Origin of the sequence: Caulobacter sp. KR2-114, from assembly GCF_049446115.1 — a bacterium.
Taxonomy (GTDB): domain Bacteria; phylum Pseudomonadota; class Alphaproteobacteria; order Caulobacterales; family Caulobacteraceae; genus Acaudatibacter.
This window is the reverse complement of sequence record NZ_JBMSEC010000002.1, coordinates 24,096-41,180: the sequence shown is the minus strand read 5'-3', so window position 1 is coordinate 41,180 and position 17,085 is coordinate 24,096. Positions and strand designations below refer to the sequence as shown.

At 72.3% G+C, this 17,085-nt stretch carries 12 protein-coding genes and 1 pseudogene; 5 read left to right on the top strand and 8 right to left on the bottom strand.

Annotated features, from left to right (window positions below; genetic code table 11):
* Positions 1 to 100: 100 nt before the first annotated feature.
* The 5 genes from ACO2Q3_RS06205 to ACO2Q3_RS06185 all read right to left on the bottom strand — a co-directional run bounded on the left by ACO2Q3_RS06205 (position 101) and on the right by ACO2Q3_RS06185 (position 7,962).
* Complete coding sequence (locus tag ACO2Q3_RS06205) at positions 101 to 1,618, bottom strand: MFS transporter (RefSeq protein WP_423305693.1); 1,518 nt, start codon at positions 1,616 to 1,618, stop codon at positions 101 to 103.
* 1 nt (position 1,619) lies between these two features.
* The gene (locus tag ACO2Q3_RS06200) at positions 1,620 to 3,704 is read right to left on the bottom strand and encodes a S9 family peptidase (protein WP_423305692.1); all 2,085 of its coding nucleotides are present in this window, start codon (positions 3,702 to 3,704) and stop codon (positions 1,620 to 1,622) included.
* Positions 3,697 to 4,770: a histone deacetylase family protein gene (locus ACO2Q3_RS06195; RefSeq protein WP_423305691.1), complete on the bottom strand. Its 1,074-nt coding sequence runs from the start codon at positions 4,768 to 4,770 to the stop codon at positions 3,697 to 3,699. Before ACO2Q3_RS06195 ends, ACO2Q3_RS06200 begins: the two co-directional genes overlap by 8 nt.
* A 96-nt stretch (positions 4,771 to 4,866) precedes the next feature.
* Positions 4,867 to 7,086 carry a TonB-dependent receptor gene (locus tag ACO2Q3_RS06190; protein ID WP_423305690.1) on the bottom strand — a complete coding sequence of 740 codons (2,220 nt, stop codon included), beginning with the start codon at positions 7,084 to 7,086 and terminating at the stop codon, positions 4,867 to 4,869.
* A gap of 378 nt (positions 7,087 to 7,464) precedes the next feature.
* Positions 7,465 to 7,962: an Lrp/AsnC family transcriptional regulator gene (locus ACO2Q3_RS06185; RefSeq protein ID WP_423305689.1), complete on the bottom strand. Its 498-nt coding sequence runs from the start codon at positions 7,960 to 7,962 to the stop codon at positions 7,465 to 7,467.
* 193 nt (positions 7,963 to 8,155) lie between these two features.
* Between ACO2Q3_RS06185 and ACO2Q3_RS06180 the strand changes: the two genes are divergently transcribed.
* The 4 genes and pseudogenes from ACO2Q3_RS06180 (at position 8,156) to ACO2Q3_RS06165 (ending at position 10,944) form a co-directional block, all read left to right on the top strand.
* Positions 8,156 to 8,431 carry an HU family DNA-binding protein gene (locus ACO2Q3_RS06180; RefSeq protein ID WP_423305688.1) on the top strand — a complete coding sequence of 92 codons (276 nt, stop codon included), beginning with the start codon at positions 8,156 to 8,158 and terminating at the stop codon, positions 8,429 to 8,431.
* Between the two features lie 199 nt (positions 8,432 to 8,630).
* Positions 8,631 to 9,404, top strand: a complete 774-nt coding sequence (locus ACO2Q3_RS06175; protein WP_423305687.1) for an SDR family NAD(P)-dependent oxidoreductase — start codon at positions 8,631 to 8,633, stop codon at positions 9,402 to 9,404.
* A gap of 10 nt (positions 9,405 to 9,414) precedes the next feature.
* Complete coding sequence (gene mobA, locus ACO2Q3_RS06170; RefSeq protein WP_423305686.1) at positions 9,415 to 9,984, top strand: molybdenum cofactor guanylyltransferase; 570 nt, start codon at positions 9,415 to 9,417, stop codon at positions 9,982 to 9,984.
* Between the two features lie 97 nt (positions 9,985 to 10,081).
* Positions 10,082 to 10,944: pseudogene (locus ACO2Q3_RS06165) on the top strand (CmcJ/NvfI family oxidoreductase).
* 34 nt (positions 10,945 to 10,978) lie between these two features.
* On the opposite strand, the gene ACO2Q3_RS06160 reads toward ACO2Q3_RS06165, so the two are convergent.
* Together ACO2Q3_RS06160 and ACO2Q3_RS06155 are read right to left on the bottom strand one after the other, a co-directional pair.
* On the bottom strand, positions 10,979 to 11,974 hold the full coding sequence (locus ACO2Q3_RS06160) for an aldo/keto reductase (RefSeq protein ID WP_423305685.1): 996 nt from the start codon (positions 11,972 to 11,974) through the stop codon (positions 10,979 to 10,981).
* A gap of 93 nt (positions 11,975 to 12,067) precedes the next feature.
* Positions 12,068 to 15,175: a DUF2339 domain-containing protein gene (locus tag ACO2Q3_RS06155; protein ID WP_423305684.1), complete on the bottom strand. Its 3,108-nt coding sequence runs from the start codon at positions 15,173 to 15,175 to the stop codon at positions 12,068 to 12,070.
* A 123-nt stretch (positions 15,176 to 15,298) separates the two neighbouring features.
* Between ACO2Q3_RS06155 and ACO2Q3_RS06150 the strand changes: the two genes are divergently transcribed.
* Positions 15,299 to 15,889: a TetR/AcrR family transcriptional regulator gene (locus ACO2Q3_RS06150; protein WP_423305683.1), complete on the top strand. Its 591-nt coding sequence runs from the start codon at positions 15,299 to 15,301 to the stop codon at positions 15,887 to 15,889.
* A gap of 15 nt (positions 15,890 to 15,904) precedes the next feature.
* On the opposite strand, the gene ACO2Q3_RS06145 is transcribed toward ACO2Q3_RS06150, so the two are convergent.
* Positions 15,905 to 16,969 (bottom strand): alkene reductase, encoded by a 1,065-nt coding sequence (locus ACO2Q3_RS06145; protein ID WP_423305682.1) that lies wholly within the window; start codon positions 16,967 to 16,969, stop codon positions 15,905 to 15,907.
* Positions 16,970 to 17,085 lie beyond the last annotated feature (116 nt).

Below are 17,085 nucleotides of genomic sequence, written 5' to 3'. Positions count from 1 at the left end.
TCAGAGATTCTCCCCGCAGTCGGCGCGGAGATCAGCCCCGCTGGCGGCAACAGGTCGCGATCGAGGTCCTGCAGGGTCAGCTGGGCCATGTCGGGCGCCTTCAGACGGCGCTGGCCGTGGCGGCGGCGAGGGCCTGACGCCGCTCGGCGAGGTCCGCCAGCACCTGGGCGTGCGCGCGGCGGTTCAGGCGGTAGCCCAGCAGGGACACCGCCGACAGGGCGCTGACCAGCGCCACGCCCGGGCCATAGATCACCGCCAGCCGGGTCAGCACCTCCGGGGCGATCGCCGGCGCCGCCGCGCCTCGGGCGGCCAGGCCGGTCGGGAAATGGATCGCATCCAGCGCCACGCCGGCGATCAGCGAGCCCAGGCCGCTGGAGGCCTTGATGGCGAACGACAGGCCCGCGAAGTACAGCCCCTCGCGGCGGGTGGCGAAGCGGTGCTCGTGCTCGTCCGCGGCGTCGGCGATCATCGAATAGAAGGCCACCGTCTCGGTGGTGATCACCGCGCCGACGAAGGCGCTGTTGGCGATCATCAGGCCGTAGAGCCAGGGCCCCGGACCGGGCATCAGGCCGGCGAACTTCAGCAGCGGGAACGCCGCCTGGCAGGCGGCGCTGATCAGCACGCCGGCCGCCGCGACCGTGCGCTTCTCGAACCGTCTCGACGTGAAGCTGTTGAGCCAAACCCCTGCCGGCGTTCCCAGAATGCCGGCGATGATGATGCTTTGGTTGAGGCGCTGCGGGATGTGCCAGAAGAAGATGTAGACGTGGAAGGTCAGGGTGTTGCTGACCCCCAGCGCCACGAAATAGATCACTTCGCAGATGAACAGGAAGATGAAGGTCGGGTTGCGGAACAGCTCCAGCAGGCCGGCGACGAACTGGCGCGCCGGGCGCACGGCGCCGGGCGGCGTCTGGTGCAGGCGGTGGCGCAGGCCCAGGGTGGTGGCCACGCACACCGCGGCGGCCAGCAGCGCCAGCCCCGCCACCGTCCAGGCGAACGGCGGATAGGCGGCGCGCCGCAGCATGCCGTCCGCGCCGCGGAAGAACAGCAGCGGTCCCAGGGCCATGCAGGCGATGCTGCCGGCCGAGCCGAGGAACAGGCGGTAGGAGACCAGGCTGGAGCGCTCGACGTAATCGTCGCTCAGCTCGGCCCCGAGCGCGAAGTGCGGCACGTTGAAGCCCGACAGCGCCGCACGCAGGACGATCGAGAACAGGGTCACGTAGCAGAACGCCGCCAGGCCGGTCAGGCCGGCGGGCAGCGAGAACAGCAGACCGAACGCCAGCGCCAGGGGCGGCGCGCTCCAGATCAGGAACGGATGGCGCCGGCCCCAGCGGCTGTGGGTGTTGTCGGACAGCGAGCCGACCAGCGGGTCGATCACGGCGTCGGCCACCAGGGCGGCGAACAGCGACAGGCCGGTCAGGGATCCGGAGAGGCCGCACACCGCCGTCAGGTAGAAGAACAGGAAGAGGTTGGTCGCCGTGGAGACAAGCCCGTCGACCATCGCCCCGGCGCCATAGGCCGACTTGGTCCAGAACCCCAGCCTTTGGCCCCGCGCGTGGGCGGCCCGCTGGTTGGCGATCGCGGCGCCCGACGCCGCGGCGGGCCTGGCGTCGCCGTCCATCTCAGGCCCTGCCCGTGGCCCACAAGGTGAAGGCGTTGACCAGGGCGGCGCGCTCCAGCTCCGGCATCAGGCCGGCGTGCCCCTGGTGGCCGGCGGTCATGTCGATCTTCAGCAGCACCGGCCGGCCGCTGGTGGACTTCTCGCGCAGGCGCATGGCCCACTTGGCCGGCTCCCAGTAGCCGACCCGGTTGTCCAGCAGCCCGCCCAGCGCCAGGGCCGCCGGATAAGCCTGTTCAGTGATGTTGTCATAGGGCGAATAGCTGGCCAGGTAGCGGAACACCGCCTCGTCGGCCGGGTCACCCCACACCGCCAGGGCCCCGGGGATCAGCGGATTGCTGGTGTCGTGGCACGAGCGGACAACATCGACGAACGGGACCTGGTTGATCAGCCCCGCCCACAGTTCCGGCCGCCAGTTGGCGGCGGCGCCGACGATGATGCCGCCGGCCGAGAAGCTGTGCGCGACGACGCGCCCGACCCCGGTGTGGCGGGTGGCGATCAGGTGTTCGGCGCAGGCGATGAAGTCGCTGATCGAGAGCCGCTTGCCGGTCCGCCGGGCCTGGGCGAACCAGCCGGGGCCGCGCTCGCCACCGCCGCGCACGTGGGCGATGGCGCAGACCACGCCGCGGTCGGCCAGGGCCAGGCGCTGCGGAGAGAAGTCCGGCGGGATCGAGTAGCCGTACGAGCCGTAGGCATAGAGGTAGAGCGGCGCGGTTCCGTCGATCGGCGTGTCGCGGTGGCGCAGCACGGTGATCGGCACGCTGGCGCCGTCCTCGGCGGTCGCGAACAGGCGGCGCACGACATAGTCGGCCGCGTCGAAGTCGCCCGCCGTCCGTTGCCCGACCACGGTCTGGTCGCCGCTGGCCAGGTCGCAGGCGATCCAGCGCGGTGGGGTCCTGGGCGACTCGTAGGCGAACGTCACCGTGGGGCTGTCGAAGTCGCCGCCGGCGAAGGCCAGCGCATAGGCCTCGTCGGCCATGGCCACGCCCCGCTCGCCGCCCTCGCCGTCCAGCACCACGAGCGTCGGATTGGCGTCCACCCACGCGAGCAGCACATAATGGCCGCGAAAGCTGCGGGTCTCGGCGATGAACCGCCCCGGCTGGTGGTCTATCCAGGCCTGCCAGTGCGCCCGGCCGGGCGCGGTCGGATCGGCGGTCACCAGCTTGTAGTCGGTGGCCCCGTCGGCGTTGGTGCGGATCACGAAGCGCCCCCGCCACGCGTCGACGTCGTAGAGCAGCTGCGGCGTGCGCGGCTCGATCAGGCGCGGCGGCGCGGTGGGATCGTCGCCGGGGATCGCCCAGGTTTCCGAACTCTCGCCGTCGGACAGGCGGATGAACACCCAGGCGTCGGCGCGGGACTTTTCGAGGGCGATGAAGAACCGCGGGTCGGTCTCCTCGTAGATCAGCACGTCCTCGCCGCCCATCGCCGGGCGGCGGAACACCTTGGTCGGCCGGCTGACCGGGTCGCGCCACACCCAGTAGAGCCAGCGCGAGTCCGGCGAGAAGCAGAACTCGCCATAGCAGCTCTCGATCACCGGGGACGCCAGGCGGCCGGTCTCGATCTCCCGCACGTACAGGCGGAAGTGCTGGTCGCCGGCCTCGTCGGCGGCCCAGGCGAACAGGCGGTGGTCCGGGCTCGGCGTCGGATCGCTGAAGTCCGACAGCCGGTAGTAAGGCTTGCCCGCGGACTCCGCCTGGACGTCCAGCACCATCTGCGCCAGGCCCCCATCAAGCGGCTGGCGGCTGAGCGCGGGGTGTTCGGCGCCAGGCGGGAGGCTCCAGGCATAGCGCCAGCCGCCGCTGACCTGCGGCGGCGCACCCTCCCCGGCCCCGGACCTGGCCAGCATCTCGGCGACCATCTGGCGCTGCAGGTCCTGCGTCGGCGCCAGCACGGCGTCGGCATAGGCGTTCTCGGCGTCCAGGACGGCGCGGATCTCCGGCTCGAGCCGCTCCGGCGTGCGCAGGCGGTTGAACCAGTCCGGATTGCGCACCCAGGCATAGTCGTCGACCAGGGCCACGCCGAACTTCTCGAACGTCTCCGGACGCTTCGACGGGATCGGGGCGACCGGCCCGGCGATGGGCTCAGCCACGGCGCAGCCCCGGATGGCGGCCCTCGAAGGCGCCCAGGAAGGCCAGCAGGTTCCTGGGCAGCGCCTCGCACAGATAGCCGCCCTCCTGCACGATGGCGGTAGGCAGGCCGTAGGCGGCGATCGCCTCCGCCGCGCGCGCGAAGCCGTCGGTGGTGACGTTCAGCACCCCCAGCGGGTCGTCTTCGGCGGCGTCCAGGCCCAGGGCCACCACCAGGGCGTCCGGCGAGGCGGCGGCGATGCGGTCGAGGCCGGTCCGCACCGCGGCCAGGAAGTCCTCATCGCCGCGGCCGTGCGCGATTGGCAGGTTGAGGTTGAACCCCTCCCCCGCCCCCTCCCCGGTCTCGTCGGCGTAGCCGCTGAACCACGGGAAGTAGTTGCTGGTGTCGGCGTGGAGCGACACGGTGAGCACATCGGCGCGGCGATAGAACACGCCCTGGGTGCCGTTGCCGTGGTGCACGTCCACGTCCAGCACCGCCACGCGCCGGGCGCCCGTCGCCCGCAGGCGCTGGGCGGCGACGGCGGTGTTGTTCACATAGCAGAAGCCGCCGGCGCAGTCGGCGAAGGCGTGGTGCCCCGGGGGCCGGCAGAGGGCGTAGGCGAAGCCGGCGGCGCCCGCCGCATCGGCCGCGGCGGCCGCGGCTTGCGCCGTGCCGTAGACCGCGGACCAGGTGCCGTGCCGGATCGGCGTCGAGGTGTCGGCGGTGTAGAAGCCGAGCTGGCCGGCCAGCCCGCCCGGCCGGCGGTTCATCTGCACCCGCGAGAACTGGGTGGTGAGCAGTTCCTCGGCGTCCGCGTCCACCTCTGCGCGGCGCGCCCAGGCGTGCTTGAGGAACTGCACGTAGTCGTCCGCGTGCACCCCCTCGAGGATCGTCTCGCCGCGGTCGGCGGGCTCCGCCAGGGCGTAGCCGGCGCCGGCCAGGGCGCCCTCCAGCACGCGGAAGCGCTCTGCGCTCTCCGGATGCTGGATCATCCGTCCCCGGCGGAAGAACAGCGCGGGGTCGTGGGCGAACGAGGCCGCGGTGCGGAACACCGGCATCATGCGGGCGCCCCCCGCCGCTGCCGCCACGCCTGGACGCCGCCGCGACAGCGGCCGCTCGCCCAGGCGCGGTCCGCCTGCCTCGTTGTCAGGGTACGCAACTCGAACACCGGATGCCCCTTCAGCCTACTGCCGCCAGTCCAGCGTCAGCCCGACCGTCCTGGGCCGCACGATCACCACCGCCGGCACGGAGTCGGCGAACGGCCCGGCGGTGACCCCGCGGGTGTCGGTGATGTTGTTGGCCCACAGCGAGACCTCGAGGTCCTTGCGTACGGGCACGGCGATCCGCGCCGCGAAGGTGTTGTAGCCGCCCTGGGTGCTGACCGACTCCAGCGCCACCGGCGCGGCGGAGACATAGTGGTGGGTCAGGGTCAGGGTCGGCGTCCATCGCCCGCCGAACCGCACCGTCGCGGTGTTGGTCACCTGCCACTTGGAGGCGCCCGGCAGCTGGGTCCCCTTGGGGAACACCAGGCCGCCGCAGCCCTGGCATTGCGGCAGGTCCTGCGACAGGCGCGCGTCGAGGTAGGTCAGGTTGCTGGACAGGTCGATGGCGTGGGTGACGTGGAACAGGCCGGTGAACTCGACCCCGTCGTTGTGTGCGCCGCCGGCGTTCAGCACGTAGGCGAAGCCGTCCGGCCGGAACAGCCGCACCTGGATGTTCGTCCAGTTGATGTGGAACACGGTGGCGTCGAGCTCCAGCCGGTGATCTAGCCAGGTGGTGCGCGCGCCCAGCTCGTAGTTCACCACCGAGTCCGTGCCGTAGGTCAGCGGCGTGTTGTACAGAGCCGACGGCGCCACCGGGTTCGGCCCGCCGAAGCGGTAGCCCTTGGACACCAGCCCGTAGAACATCAGGTTGTCGTTCGGCTTGAACGACAGCGAGGCCTTGGGCGCGAACCCGGTCTCGGTGCTCTGCTGGCGGAAGTCGAAGGCGGCGCCCAGCGTGCCCGGCGACTGCACCAGGGTGTCGTCGCTGTGGGTGCGGAAATAGCGGCCGCCCGCCGTCAGGGTCCATTGCGGCGTGAAGTGCAGGTTCACCTCGCCGAAGACCGCCGCCTCCTCGCCCTTGGTCTTGGTGGAGTAGCGATAGAAGACGTCGTCCGGGGCCAGCACCTGGCCCATGTTGGGCCCGCCGAAGTCGCCCGGGTGGGCGTTGATATAGTCGGCCGCGCCGGCCGTGCTGATCGTCGACAGGTCGCTCTTGCGGGTGACGTAGTAGTTGGCGCCGACGATCCAGTCGATGAACCGGTTGGCCCCCGGCTTGGAGGCCAGGCGCGCCTCGATGTATTCGCTGCGGCTGCGCGAGGCTTCCGGCGAGGGGAACAGCGTCCCGCCGAGATAGCCCGGGAAGTAGACCCCGTCGTCGAAGGTGACGTACTTGTCCTTGTGCGCATAGGCGGCGATGCCGGTGAAGTTGGCGAAGCCGACGTCCTGCTCCAGCTTCAGGCTGTGCATGTCGAGCGCGCCGCGCTGCGCCTCGGGGATCGCCGTGGTGCGGGTCAGGGTGCCGGGAACCAGGTAGTTGCCGTCGTCGATGGCGATCTTCTGGTACAGGCTGAGCCAGGTCAGCCGGGTCCGGTCGGTCGGGGTCCAGACGATCGACAGGCGCCCGCCGTCGGTGACCTCGCCGTTGGCGCCCTTCACCCCGGTGGCGGTGTTGTCGATATAGCCAGGGTCGGAGCGGTAGAGGCCGACGGCGCGCACCGCCAGCTTGTCGCTGATCAGCGGGATGTTGATCATCCCCTTGAAGGCGTAGCCCGCCTCCTGGGCGTGCACCGTGCCGTTGACCCCGCCCTCGACGGCGGCGTGGTAGCCGTTGGCGTCGGCGGGATTGGTCACATAGTCGATCAGGCCCCCCAGGCTGGACGAGCCGAACAGGGTGCCCTGCGGCCCGCGCAGCACCTGCACGTTCTGCAGGTCGAAGGTGTCGACGTCCGGGATCAGGATCGAGAAGCCCGGCTCGGCCAGCGGAATCTCGTTGATGTAGTAGCCGGTGACCGTCTGGCCCTGCTCCTGGTAGGTGGTGGTCGAGACGCCGCGGATGACGATCGGCGAATTGCCCGGCTGGTAGTTGTTGAACACCACGCCCGGGACGCGGCCAATGTAGTCCTGCAGGCTCTGCGCCCCCAGCTGCTGCAGCTGGTCGCCGCTCAGGGCGCTGACGGCGCCGACCACCTGGCGCACCTTCTCCGGCCGCTTGGTGGCGGTGACGATCACCTCGTCCACCGCCGGGCTGGCGACGTCGCCGGACGTCGCGGCGTCCGCGGCCATGGCCGGCGCCGCGGCCAGCAGGCCCAGAGTGGCGGCGCTCGTCAGCAAGGCGGTGATGCGCCCGAATTTGCGTGTCATGGATCCAGCCCCCTCAGGTCAGGTCTCAAGGTCGAAGACGCCCGCGCCGGCCCGGCGTTTTCGCCGCATTCCGTGCGTTGCGCCCGTTCCACCGGCCCCCGTCTGGCGGCCCGAAGAACTGTCCCGGGACTGTCATCGCGGGTTTCACTGCATGTCCAGTGGCGATTTCAATATCATTATGTCATTGTTTTATCTAATCTATTCTCATCTTCACCGCACGTCGTTAGCGCGACTCCCGATTTTCGCCGCACGATATGCGGCGCATGCCTGCAAATTCCGTCACAACCGCCATGCCCCCGGGACCGCCGGCGTCCCTGTCCCGGCCCGGCGCCCGCAATTCGGGCGGAAGCTGGTCGGCGAAGGGTCAGACCGCGGCCGTCAGCGGACGGACTTGCCCACGGTGATGGGGTAGCCTTCGAAGCGCTTCGCCTCGACCACGACGATGTGCGACGACATCTTCTCCACGCCGAGGTCCTCGCGCAGCAGCAGCTCGGCCACGGCCCGCCACTCCTGGATGTCGGCGACCAGGATCTTGAGGATGTAGTCCACCGCCCCGCTGACCCGGGCCGCCTCGACGATCTGCGGGATGTCCTTCAGGGCCGCGTCGAAGCCGTCGAAGGCCGCCATCAGGTGGCGCTTCACGGTGATCTCGACGAACACGAACATGGTCGGCCGGAACAGCTCGGTGCGCACGGCGGCGTGGTAGCCGGTGATGACGCCTGTCTCCTCCAGCTTCTTCACCCGCGCCAGGCAGGCGCTGGGCGACAGGGCCACGGCGTCGGCCAGGTCGCGGTTGGAAATCCGCCCGTCGGCCTGCAGCGCGGCCAGGATTTTCAGGTCGATGCGGTCCAGCGGCCGCGGCGCGCGCGGGGCCATCAGTCGGCCTTCGAGGGGGCGTGGAACAGGGTCAGGACGTTCACCGTGAGGCCGGGAGGCCGGGACTCAACCCTAGCAGGGGCGTTTTTTCCTTCCCAGCCTGTGGATTGGGCTGTTTCGGAGGCCGCGCGCGGGTGACGGCCGTGAAATCGTTTGGCAGGCTCGACCAAGCTGATTCTCTTTGGAGCAACTCGTGACCCTCAACGACATCGTCGACCAACTCGCCTCGAACAACGCCGGCCTGACCAAGGCCCAGGCCAAGACCCTGGTGGACTCCGTCTTCGCCCACATCCGCGACGCGGCGGTCAAGGGCGAGGAAGTGTCCCTGCCGGGCTTCGGCAAGTTCAAGGTGCAGAACAAGCCGGCGCGCACCGCCCGCAACCCGCGCACGGGCGAGACCATGCAGGTCGCCGCCAGCCGCAAGGTCTCCTTCCAGCCCGCGAAGGCCCTGAAGGACGCCCTGGGCTAGGCGCTGACGGGTTCTCTCGGAGCCTTCTCCGAGACCTCTGGCGACGCCGGCCGGGCCGAAGGGTCCGGCCGGCCGCCTTTGCGCCGCGCCAAGCGGCCGCGGGCTCCGCGGCCGCTTGTGACAAAGGCGCTTGCCGGGACTAAGCCTGTTCGATGAGCGCCTCGCGCGTCGCCGACAGCCTGACCCCGGAGTTTTCTCCATGTACCTCGAACGTCTGAAGCTGACCGACCGCGTCGCCCTGGTGACCGGCGGGGCGCAGGGCATCGGCCTGGCCATCGTCGAGGCGCTGGCCGAGGCCGGCGCTCGCGTGACCATGGCCGACCGCTCCGAAGCCGCCCTCGCCGCGGGCGTCGCCGCCCTGGCCGACAAGGGTCATGTGGTCGAACCGATGGTGATGGACGTCACCGACTCCGCCCAGGTGACCGCCGAGATCGACGGCCTTGAGGAGCGCGCCGGCCGCGTCGACATCCTGGTGAACAACGCCGGCATCGCCCGCAGCGAGACCGCCGCCGAGACGGTGGCCGACGAGCATTGGCTGAACGTGCTGGACGTCAACCTGAACGGGACCTTCTGGTGCGCCCGCGCAGCCGGCCGTCACATGCTGGCGCGGGGCTCCGGGGCGATCGTCAATGTCGGCTCGATGAGCGGCTTCATCGTCAACCGCCCGCAGGGGCAGAGCTATTACAACGCCTCGAAGGCGGCCGTGCATCAGCTGACGAAGTCGCTGGCCGCGGAGTGGGCCTCGCGCGGCGTGCGGGTGAACGCCGTGGCCCCGACCTATATTCGCACCCCGCTGAACGCCTTCGCCGACCAGACCAGCGAGATGTACCGCCGCTGGATCGACGGCACGCCGATGGGCCGGCTGGGCGAGCCCGAGGAAGTGGCCTCCGTCGTGCACTTCCTGGCCTCCGACGCCGCCAGCCTGATGACTGGTTCGGTGGTGGTGGTCGACGGCGGCTACACCTGCTGGTGAGGGCGGCGGCATGAGCACCGTTCCAGGACTCGGCGCGATCATCCTCGCCGGCGGTGGCTCCAGCCGCATGGGCGCCGACAAGGCGCTGCAGGACTGGGGCGGGCGGCGCGCGGTGGACAGGGTCGCCGACCTCGCCCGGGCGCTGGGCGCCGCGCCGGTGATCGTCTCCGGCGGCGACTACGGCCTGCCGTTCGTCCCCGACCCGGCGCCGCAGGCCGGGCCCGTGGCCGGGGTGCTGGCTGCGGCCCTTGCCCTGCGCGAGGCCGGCGCGACACGGGCGCTGGTGCTGGCGGTGGACGCCCCGACGCTGCGGCCCGCGGACGTGGCGCCCCTGCTGGCGGCGCCGGCGCCGGGCGCGGCGTATGACGGCTTCCATCTGCCGGTGGCCGTCGACCTGGCAGCCCTCGACGCCGGCATGGCCGGCGACGCGCCGCTGCACCGATTGCTGGCGGCGGCGGGCGTGGTGCGGCTGCCCTGCCCTGCGGACCTGCAACCGCGGGTGCGCGGCGCCAACACGCCGCAGGAGCGCGCCGCCCTGCTCGACGACCTGCCCCCCGAGCAATCCTCTCAAGATCGGTAGGATTATTCGAAGCCCGGCAGACGCACCGGCCCTGGCCGTCGCGGGCGTACGCCCCAAGATATGTCGTGGGAGCCGCCTCCAACCAGGAGCCGTCACGATGACCACCCTCGCCACCGCCGCCCGTTCGCCCGCCGCCGCCAGCGACGAGCCGCCCCTCGCCTCCATCGAGGCCAGCCTGACCTTCATCGAGGCCACGCCCGAAAAGCCGTACACGTTCGCGTACAAGCCCCCGGAAGGGGTAGCGGCGACCAACGTGCGCCCGCGCGCCGCCAGCGTGCGCGTGCACGACGCCCGGCCGCTGGCGGGTCGCCTCAGCGTCGATGTCGAGGGCTTCCAGGTGGTGCGCCACCGCACGGCGGTGCGTGACTTCTGGGACGAAGCCCAGACCCTGGCCCTGGGTCATCCGGAAGCCGCGGAGATCGTCCGGGCCGCCACGGGCGCCAGTCGCGTGGTGGTGTTCGACCATACCCTGCGCCGCCGCATCGACGGCGCCGCCGACCGCGCCCCCGGGGTGAACCGCCAGCCGGCCGCGCCCACGTCGACCAGACCGTCGCCTCCGGTCCGCAGCGGGTGCGCGACCTGATGGGCGACCAGGCCGAAGCCCTGCTGCAGCGGCGGGCGGCGATCATCAACGTCTGGCGGCCGATCGCCCGCGTGGCGCGCGACTGGCCCCTGGCGTTCGCCGACGCCCGCAGCGTGGCGGCCGAAGACCTGGTCGCTTCGGACCTGATCTTCGAGCACCGCCGGGGCGAGATCTACAACGTGCTGCCGAACCCCGCGCAGCGCTGGCTGTATGTCCCCGACCTGGCGCCCGACGAGGCGATCCTGATCAAGTGCTGGGACTCCGATCCCTCGGTGGCGCGCTTCACGCCTCACACCGGCTTCGAGGACCCCACGACTCCGGCCGGGACCCCGCCGCGCGAGAGCATCGAGTTCCGCACCATCGCCTTCTTCGACTGACGAACGGAGCCGGCGCGGCCGGCCCCGGCGGCTATCAGCGCTCGGCGTCCACCGCGCGCCAGCCGTGGGTCAGCTCGTCCAGCTTCGCCTTCAGGTCGGCGGGAAGCGGCCCCTGTTCGGCCGCCGCCAGGTTGTCGGCGAGCTGTTCGGGCCGGCTGGCGCCGATGATCGGGGCGGTGATCGCCGGGTTCGACAGCACCCAGCGCACGGCGAGCGTCGTCAGGCTCATGCCCGCCTCGGCGGCCAGGCCCTTCAGCGCCTCGATGGTCTCGAACTCCGCCTCGTGCCAGTAGCGCTGCTGGTACATCGCCCCGGCCCGGCCCAGGGTGAAGCGCCCGCCGTTGGGGGGCGCGGCCGCATGGTTGTGCTTGCCGGTCAGCAGCCCGCCGGCCAGCGGGTTGTACGGGATCACCGCCACCCCCTCCTCCTGGCACAGCGGCAGCAGGTCGCGCTCGAAGGTGCGGAACAGCAGGTTGTAGCGCGGCTGCACGCTGGCGATCCGCGACAGGCTCTTCAACTCGGTGCGGCCGATGCCGCGCGCGACCCGGAACGCCGGCCAGTTGGAGACCCCGACGTAGCGCGCCTTGCCGGACCTCACCACCGCGTCCAGCGCCTCGAGCGCCTCATCCAGCGGCGTGGCCGGGTCGTAGCTGTGCAGCTGGTAGAGGTCGACGTAGTCGGTCTGCAGGCGCTTCAGGGAGGCGTCGATGGCGTCGAGGATGTGCTTGCGCGACATGCCCTGGTCCCAGGGGTTGGGGCCCATCTGGCCGACGCACTTGGTGGCCAGGATGAAGTTTTGTCGCTTGCCCTTCAGCCAGGCGCCGACGATCTCCTCGGTGCGCCCGGCGGTCGAGGTGTCGCCGCCCAGCGGATAGACGTCCGCCGTGTCCAGGAAGTCGACGCCGCCCTCCGCCGCTGCATCCATAACCGCATGGCCGGTGGCCTCGTCCGTCTGCAGGCCGAACGGCATGGTGCCCAGACACAGGCGTGAGACCCGCAGGCCGGTCTTGCCGAGGGTGATGTGTTTCATGGCGTCTTCCCTGTGTGCTGCGCGGGACCCGGTCGGGCGGATGGCCGCGCAAGCTCTGCGCCTCGCCCGGGCCCGTCAAGGCCGGCGAGGCGCTCAGGGCGCGTTCGCCGCCGGGTCCTCGCCGAGCGGCCGGCCAAGACGCCGCGCGGTGAGCGCTGCGGCCAGCAACAGCACGCCCAGGGCCAGGAACGAGCCGGCCCGGACGACGCCCGACAGGCTGGCGGTGTCGACCAGGAACACCTTGGCCGCAGCGCCCAGCAGCACCGCCACGCCGGCCCGCAGGAACAGTCCGCCGCCGCGCCGGCTGGCGCCGATGAAGCCCAGGCCCACGGCCGCCCAGACGGCCGAATAGGTCCACATCTCCATCTCACCGGCCGGATGGCCCAGCCCCAGCGCCGGCCCCTGGAAGGCGGCGCGCACGCCGAGCGTGGCCAGCGTCAGCCCCAGGCCCATGGCCGCCAGCGTCTCGGCGTCGGCTTCGCGCGGGTGGCCGCCGCGCCGGGCGGCCCCCGCCAGCCAGGCCGCCAGGACCGTCGCCAGGGCGTAGCCGCCCAGCACGCCGGCCAGGGGGACGGCCCCGCCCAGGGGCGCACGCGGAGCGCCCCAGCACGGGTTCGCCCACAATCCGGCCACCAGCACCGCAAAGGCGGTCGCCGTCAGCCGCACCGCCGGCAGGCCGGCGGCCACGTCCGCCCACGCCGGATGCGCCCCCGCCCGCGCCGCCAGGCCACGCGCCCGACCGGCCAGCGCCGCCACGGCGAACAGCGCCAGCGAGGCCGCAAGGCCCTCGCCCGCGCCGATGTCCGCGATGCCGCCGCCCAGGTGCGGCCCGTGGAACAGGCGGCGGACCTCCAGACCGATCCACAGCAGGCCGAAGCCCAGGGCGACCAGCAGGTAGGCGCGTCCGGCCCGGCGGGCGGCGGGGTAGATCCGCCACGCCGCCGCCGCGAACAGGGCCGCCGGCGCCAGATAGGCCAGAGCCAGGGCGTCGATGACCGGCACGCCGGCGACGACGTCGCCGAGCGGGCTCCAGCGCGGATTGAAGGCGATGACCTGCAGCAGCGCCGCGTGCAGTCCGGCCGCGCCCAGCAGCAGATGCCCACGCCAGCGGCCAAAGGCGGTGGTCTCGTCCGGCCGTCGCGCCAGGCTGACCAGGCCGGCGACCGCAATCAGCACGGTGCGTAGCGAGGCCTCCGTCAGCAGGTCCAGGGCCGCGGACGCTCCGGGCGCGTGACCGCCGCCCGCCAGCCAACGCAGGAAGACGAAGGCGCCCGCCAGGGCGGCCAGGGGCGACAGGGTGCGCAGAGCCTCCGCCGCCGCCCGCTGGGCCCGAACGATCCGCGCCGCCGCGAAGCTCGCCGCCGCCAGCGCCAGGCCGGCCGCCAGCACCCAGCCGGCGCCCACCGGGCCGGAGACGCCGTAGACCAGCAGGTCCGGTCCGAGCAGGGCCAGGAAGGCCAGGGCCGCGCTCGCCGCCGCCGCGCCCATCACCGCCCGCCACCCCAGGCGACGGCCCAGCATGGCCAGACCCAGCGTCGCGGCGGTGAAACCCATCGGTCCCCAGCGCCACGACAGCGCCACCGCCAGCGCGGTCAGCAGCGCGGCGGCCGCGCCACCGCTCCAGTAGTCCAGCTCCAGCGGCTCACGCCGGCGCAGCGCCAGGCGCCAGGCGCCGAACGCCAGCGCAATGCAGGCCGCGGCCGGGCCGATCGGCGCCAGGTCGTCGGCCGGGTAGCCCACGGCGCCGGCCAGTCCCACGGCGACGGCGCCGATCGCGCCGGTCGCCCCCGCCGCCATCGCCTCGCTCCCGGCCTGCGGGCCCGCGGCGCTCCACAGCGCCGCGCCGGCCAGGGCCAGGATCTGCACCGCCCAGAGCGCCGCCAGCAACAGCGACGGATGGGTCTCGACGCGCGCGACCGCAGCGGCCAGGGCGAACGTCCCGGCCACCGCGCCCAGGCCCCAGACGCCGGCGTGGCCGCGACGTTGCAGCCCGGCGACGAGCAGCGGCAGGGCGGCCGCCGCGATCAGCGCCTCGCGCTCGGGCCGGGCGCCGGCATAGGCCCAAGCCAGCGCCAGGAAGCCGGCCAGGGTGGCCAGCGCCATGGCGCCGCCGGTGACGCCCCTGGCCGCCGGACGTGGGCGCAGATGCGCCAGCAGGGCCAGGGCGGCCAGCGGCTCCAGGCCCAGCAGCAGGCACTTGAGGCTGTCCTGGCCGAACGCCGCGAGAAGCGCCCAGGCGCCGGCCCCCAGCAGCACCGCGCCGGCGGCCCGGCCCCAGCGGCGCAGCCAGCCGATCGTCATCCCGACCGCGATCAACAGCCCCAGATAGAGGGTCATGGCCTCGACGCCCCAGCCGCCCCGGCTGGCGATCAGCGGCGCGGCGAAGGCGCCGCCCAGGGCCAGCAGCCCGAGGGCCTCGCCATGCAGGAAGGCCAGCCCCATCAGGCCGGCCGAGATCGACGCCAGCAGCATCGCGCAGGTCCCCGCGCCGATGAAGCCGTAGAGGCCGTGCGCGGCCCACACCGCCCCGTACAGCACCGCCGCGCCGGCGCCGGAGATGATCGCCGCGGCCAGGCTGTGCCCGCCGAAGCCGGCCAGGCGGCCACGCCGAATCGCCTCGCCGGCCGCCAGCATCAGCCCGCCCAGCAGGCAGGCGGCGACGATGCGCACCAGGGGCGTCAGGATTCCATGCTGCACGGCGTAGCCGACCAGGAAGGCGCCGCCGGCCACCAGGGCCACGCCGCCGATCCAGGCCAGCCCCTTTTCCGACAGCCAGCGCTCGAGGCTCTCGCGGGACACCGCGGGCGCAGGACGGGGCGCGGCCGGGGACGGCGGCGGCCGGGATTCCGCCTGCGGAAGCGTGTCGGCGGCGCGCGCCCGGATCTCCAGCAAGGCCGGGCTCGGCCCGCCCCGAGTCGCCGCCGCGGGCGCGGGATCAGCGGCTCGCGCGGGCTCGGCAGGCGGCAACGACATCGGCGCTGGCTGCGCAGCCGCCCAGTCGGTCCGGGGCGTCGCCGTGGACGCCGGCTCTGGCGGCGCGACCTCCGGCGGGAGTGTGGCCTCGGGCTGCACGGGCGCGGCGCGGGCCATCAGCGACTGCAGCGCGGCGCGCAGCCGCTCCACCTCCCGGCCAAGATTTCGACGCTCGGCGTGTTCGATGAACAGCCAGACACCCAGTCCCAGGATCGCCAGCCAGGCCATGGTCCGCTCCGTCCCCTGCGGGCGCCGTTACTTCGCGACGCCTTGACGCCGAGCAAGGGATCATGAAATTGAGCGGTGTTCAATATCTATTTTGAACAGTGTTCAATTCTGCCGGAGCCTTTCATGGGTCGACGTTCGGACCACACACGCGCGGAACTCCAGGCGCTGTGCGTCGACGAGGGCTGGCGGCAACTGGCCGAGGTGGGCCTGGCGCGGTTCTCGGCGCGCGACGTCGCCAAGCGCGTCGGCTATTCGATCGGCACCCTGTACAATGTGTTCGGCAGCTACGACGGCCTGATGCTGGCGATCAACGCCAGGACCCTCCGGCTCTGGTCGGCTCACCTGCGCCAGGCGCTGGCGGCGGCGGGCGACGACCGGATCGGCGCCCTGGTGCGCGGCTATTTCGATTTCGCCACGGGCAATCCCCGGACCTGGATCGCGGTCTACGAGCATCACATGGCGGACGACGCCCCGGCGCCGGACTGGTACGCCCAGGACGTCGGCGACCTGATGGGCATCGTCGCCGGCGAGATCGCCGCCGCCCTGCCCCACGCTCGGCCCGACACGGCGGCGGCGCTGGCGCGCTCGCTGGTGGCGACCGTGCACGGCCACTGCGCCTTCGCGATCTATCGCACCTTCGACATGCTGGGCGAGACCGCCCCGGAACAGGCCGCCCTGGCGCGGGTGCGCGAAGCGCTCGCGGCGGCGGCCTGACCCGTTGGCGCCAGGTCAGGCCTCTGCCGTCTCCAGCGCCGGATAGTCCGTGTACCCCTCAGGACCCGGAGAATAGAAGGTCTCCAGCTTCCAGGGGTTCAGCGGCGCGCCGGTCTTCAACCGGGCGACGAGGTCCGGGTTGGAGATGAACAGCTTGCCGAAGCCGACCGCGTCGGCCTCGCCACTGGCGACCAGCCGCTCGGCCGCGGCCAGGTCGAGGCCTTCGTTGGCGATGTACACGCCGCCGAACTCGGCCTTCAGCTTCGGGCCCAGCCGGCCCTCGCCCTGGTGTTCGCGGGCCATCAGGAAGGCCAGGCCACGCTCACGCGCGGCGCGGGCCACGTAGGTGAACACCGCCTCCAGGTCGCTGTCGCCCATGTCGTGGGCGTCGCCCCGCGGGGCGATGTGCAGGCCGACCCGGTCGGCGCCGAACGCCGAGATCGCCGCGTCCACCGCCTCGAGCATCAGCCGGGCGCGGTTCTCGATCGAGCCGCCATAGGCGTCGGTGCGGGTGTTCGAGCCGTCCTGCAGGAACTGGTCCAGCAGGTAGCCATTGGCGCCGTGCAGCTCGACGCCGTCGAAGCCGGCGCGCTTGGCGTTCTCGGCGCCCTTGCGATAGGCCTCCACAATCTCGGCGATCTCGTCCAGCGTGAGGGCGCGCGGCACTGGGTACGGACGCTTGGGGCGCAGCAGGCTGACGTCGCCGCGCGCGGCGATGGCGCTGGGGGCCACCGGCGGCTCGCCGCCCAGGAAGCTGGGGTCGGAGATCCGGCCGACATGCCACAGCTGCATGAAGATCAGCCCGCCGGCCTTGTGCACGGCCTCGGTGACCAGCTTCCAGCCCTCGACCTGTTCGTCCGACCAGATGCCGGGGGTGTCGGCGTAGCCTACGCCGAGCGGCGTCACCGAGGTGGCCTCGCTGATGATCAGGCCGGCGCCGGCGCGCTGGGCGTAGTACTCGGCCACCAGCGGGCCGGGAACCCGCTCGACGCCGGAGCGTGCGCGGGTCAGCGGCGCCATGACGATGCGGTTCTTCAGCGTGACGGCGCCGACGGTCAGGGGTTCGAACAGGGAAGGCATCGAAGAAGGGCCCTTCTGGGGGAGAAAACCAGCCGCACAGGTAGGAAGCCTGACCGCAGCGCGCGACCGCAGAATTTCTACGCACATGATTAGGGACCCGCCAGCCAGGCCGACGG

Coding starts and splice junctions, on each gene's coding strand:
- ACO2Q3_RS06205 (WP_423305693.1), bottom strand. CDS start 1,618: ATGGACGGCGACGCCAGGCCCGCCGCGGCGTCGGGCGCCGCGATCGCC.
- ACO2Q3_RS06190 (WP_423305690.1), bottom strand. CDS start 7,086: ATGACACGCAAATTCGGGCGCATCACCGCCTTGCTGACGAGCGCCGCC.
- ACO2Q3_RS06185 (WP_423305689.1), bottom strand. CDS start 7,962: ATGGCCCCGCGCGCGCCGCGGCCGCTGGACCGCATCGACCTGAAAATC.
- ACO2Q3_RS06175 (WP_423305687.1), top strand. CDS start 8,631: ATGTACCTCGAACGTCTGAAGCTGACCGACCGCGTCGCCCTGGTGACC.
- mobA (WP_423305686.1), top strand. CDS start 9,415: ATGAGCACCGTTCCAGGACTCGGCGCGATCATCCTCGCCGGCGGTGGC.
- ACO2Q3_RS06160 (WP_423305685.1), bottom strand. CDS start 11,974: ATGAAACACATCACCCTCGGCAAGACCGGCCTGCGGGTCTCACGCCTG.
- ACO2Q3_RS06155 (WP_423305684.1), bottom strand. CDS start 15,175: ATGGCCTGGCTGGCGATCCTGGGACTGGGTGTCTGGCTGTTCATCGAA.
- ACO2Q3_RS06150 (WP_423305683.1), top strand. CDS start 15,299: ATGGGTCGACGTTCGGACCACACACGCGCGGAACTCCAGGCGCTGTGC.
- ACO2Q3_RS06145 (WP_423305682.1), bottom strand. CDS start 16,969: ATGCCTTCCCTGTTCGAACCCCTGACCGTCGGCGCCGTCACGCTGAAG.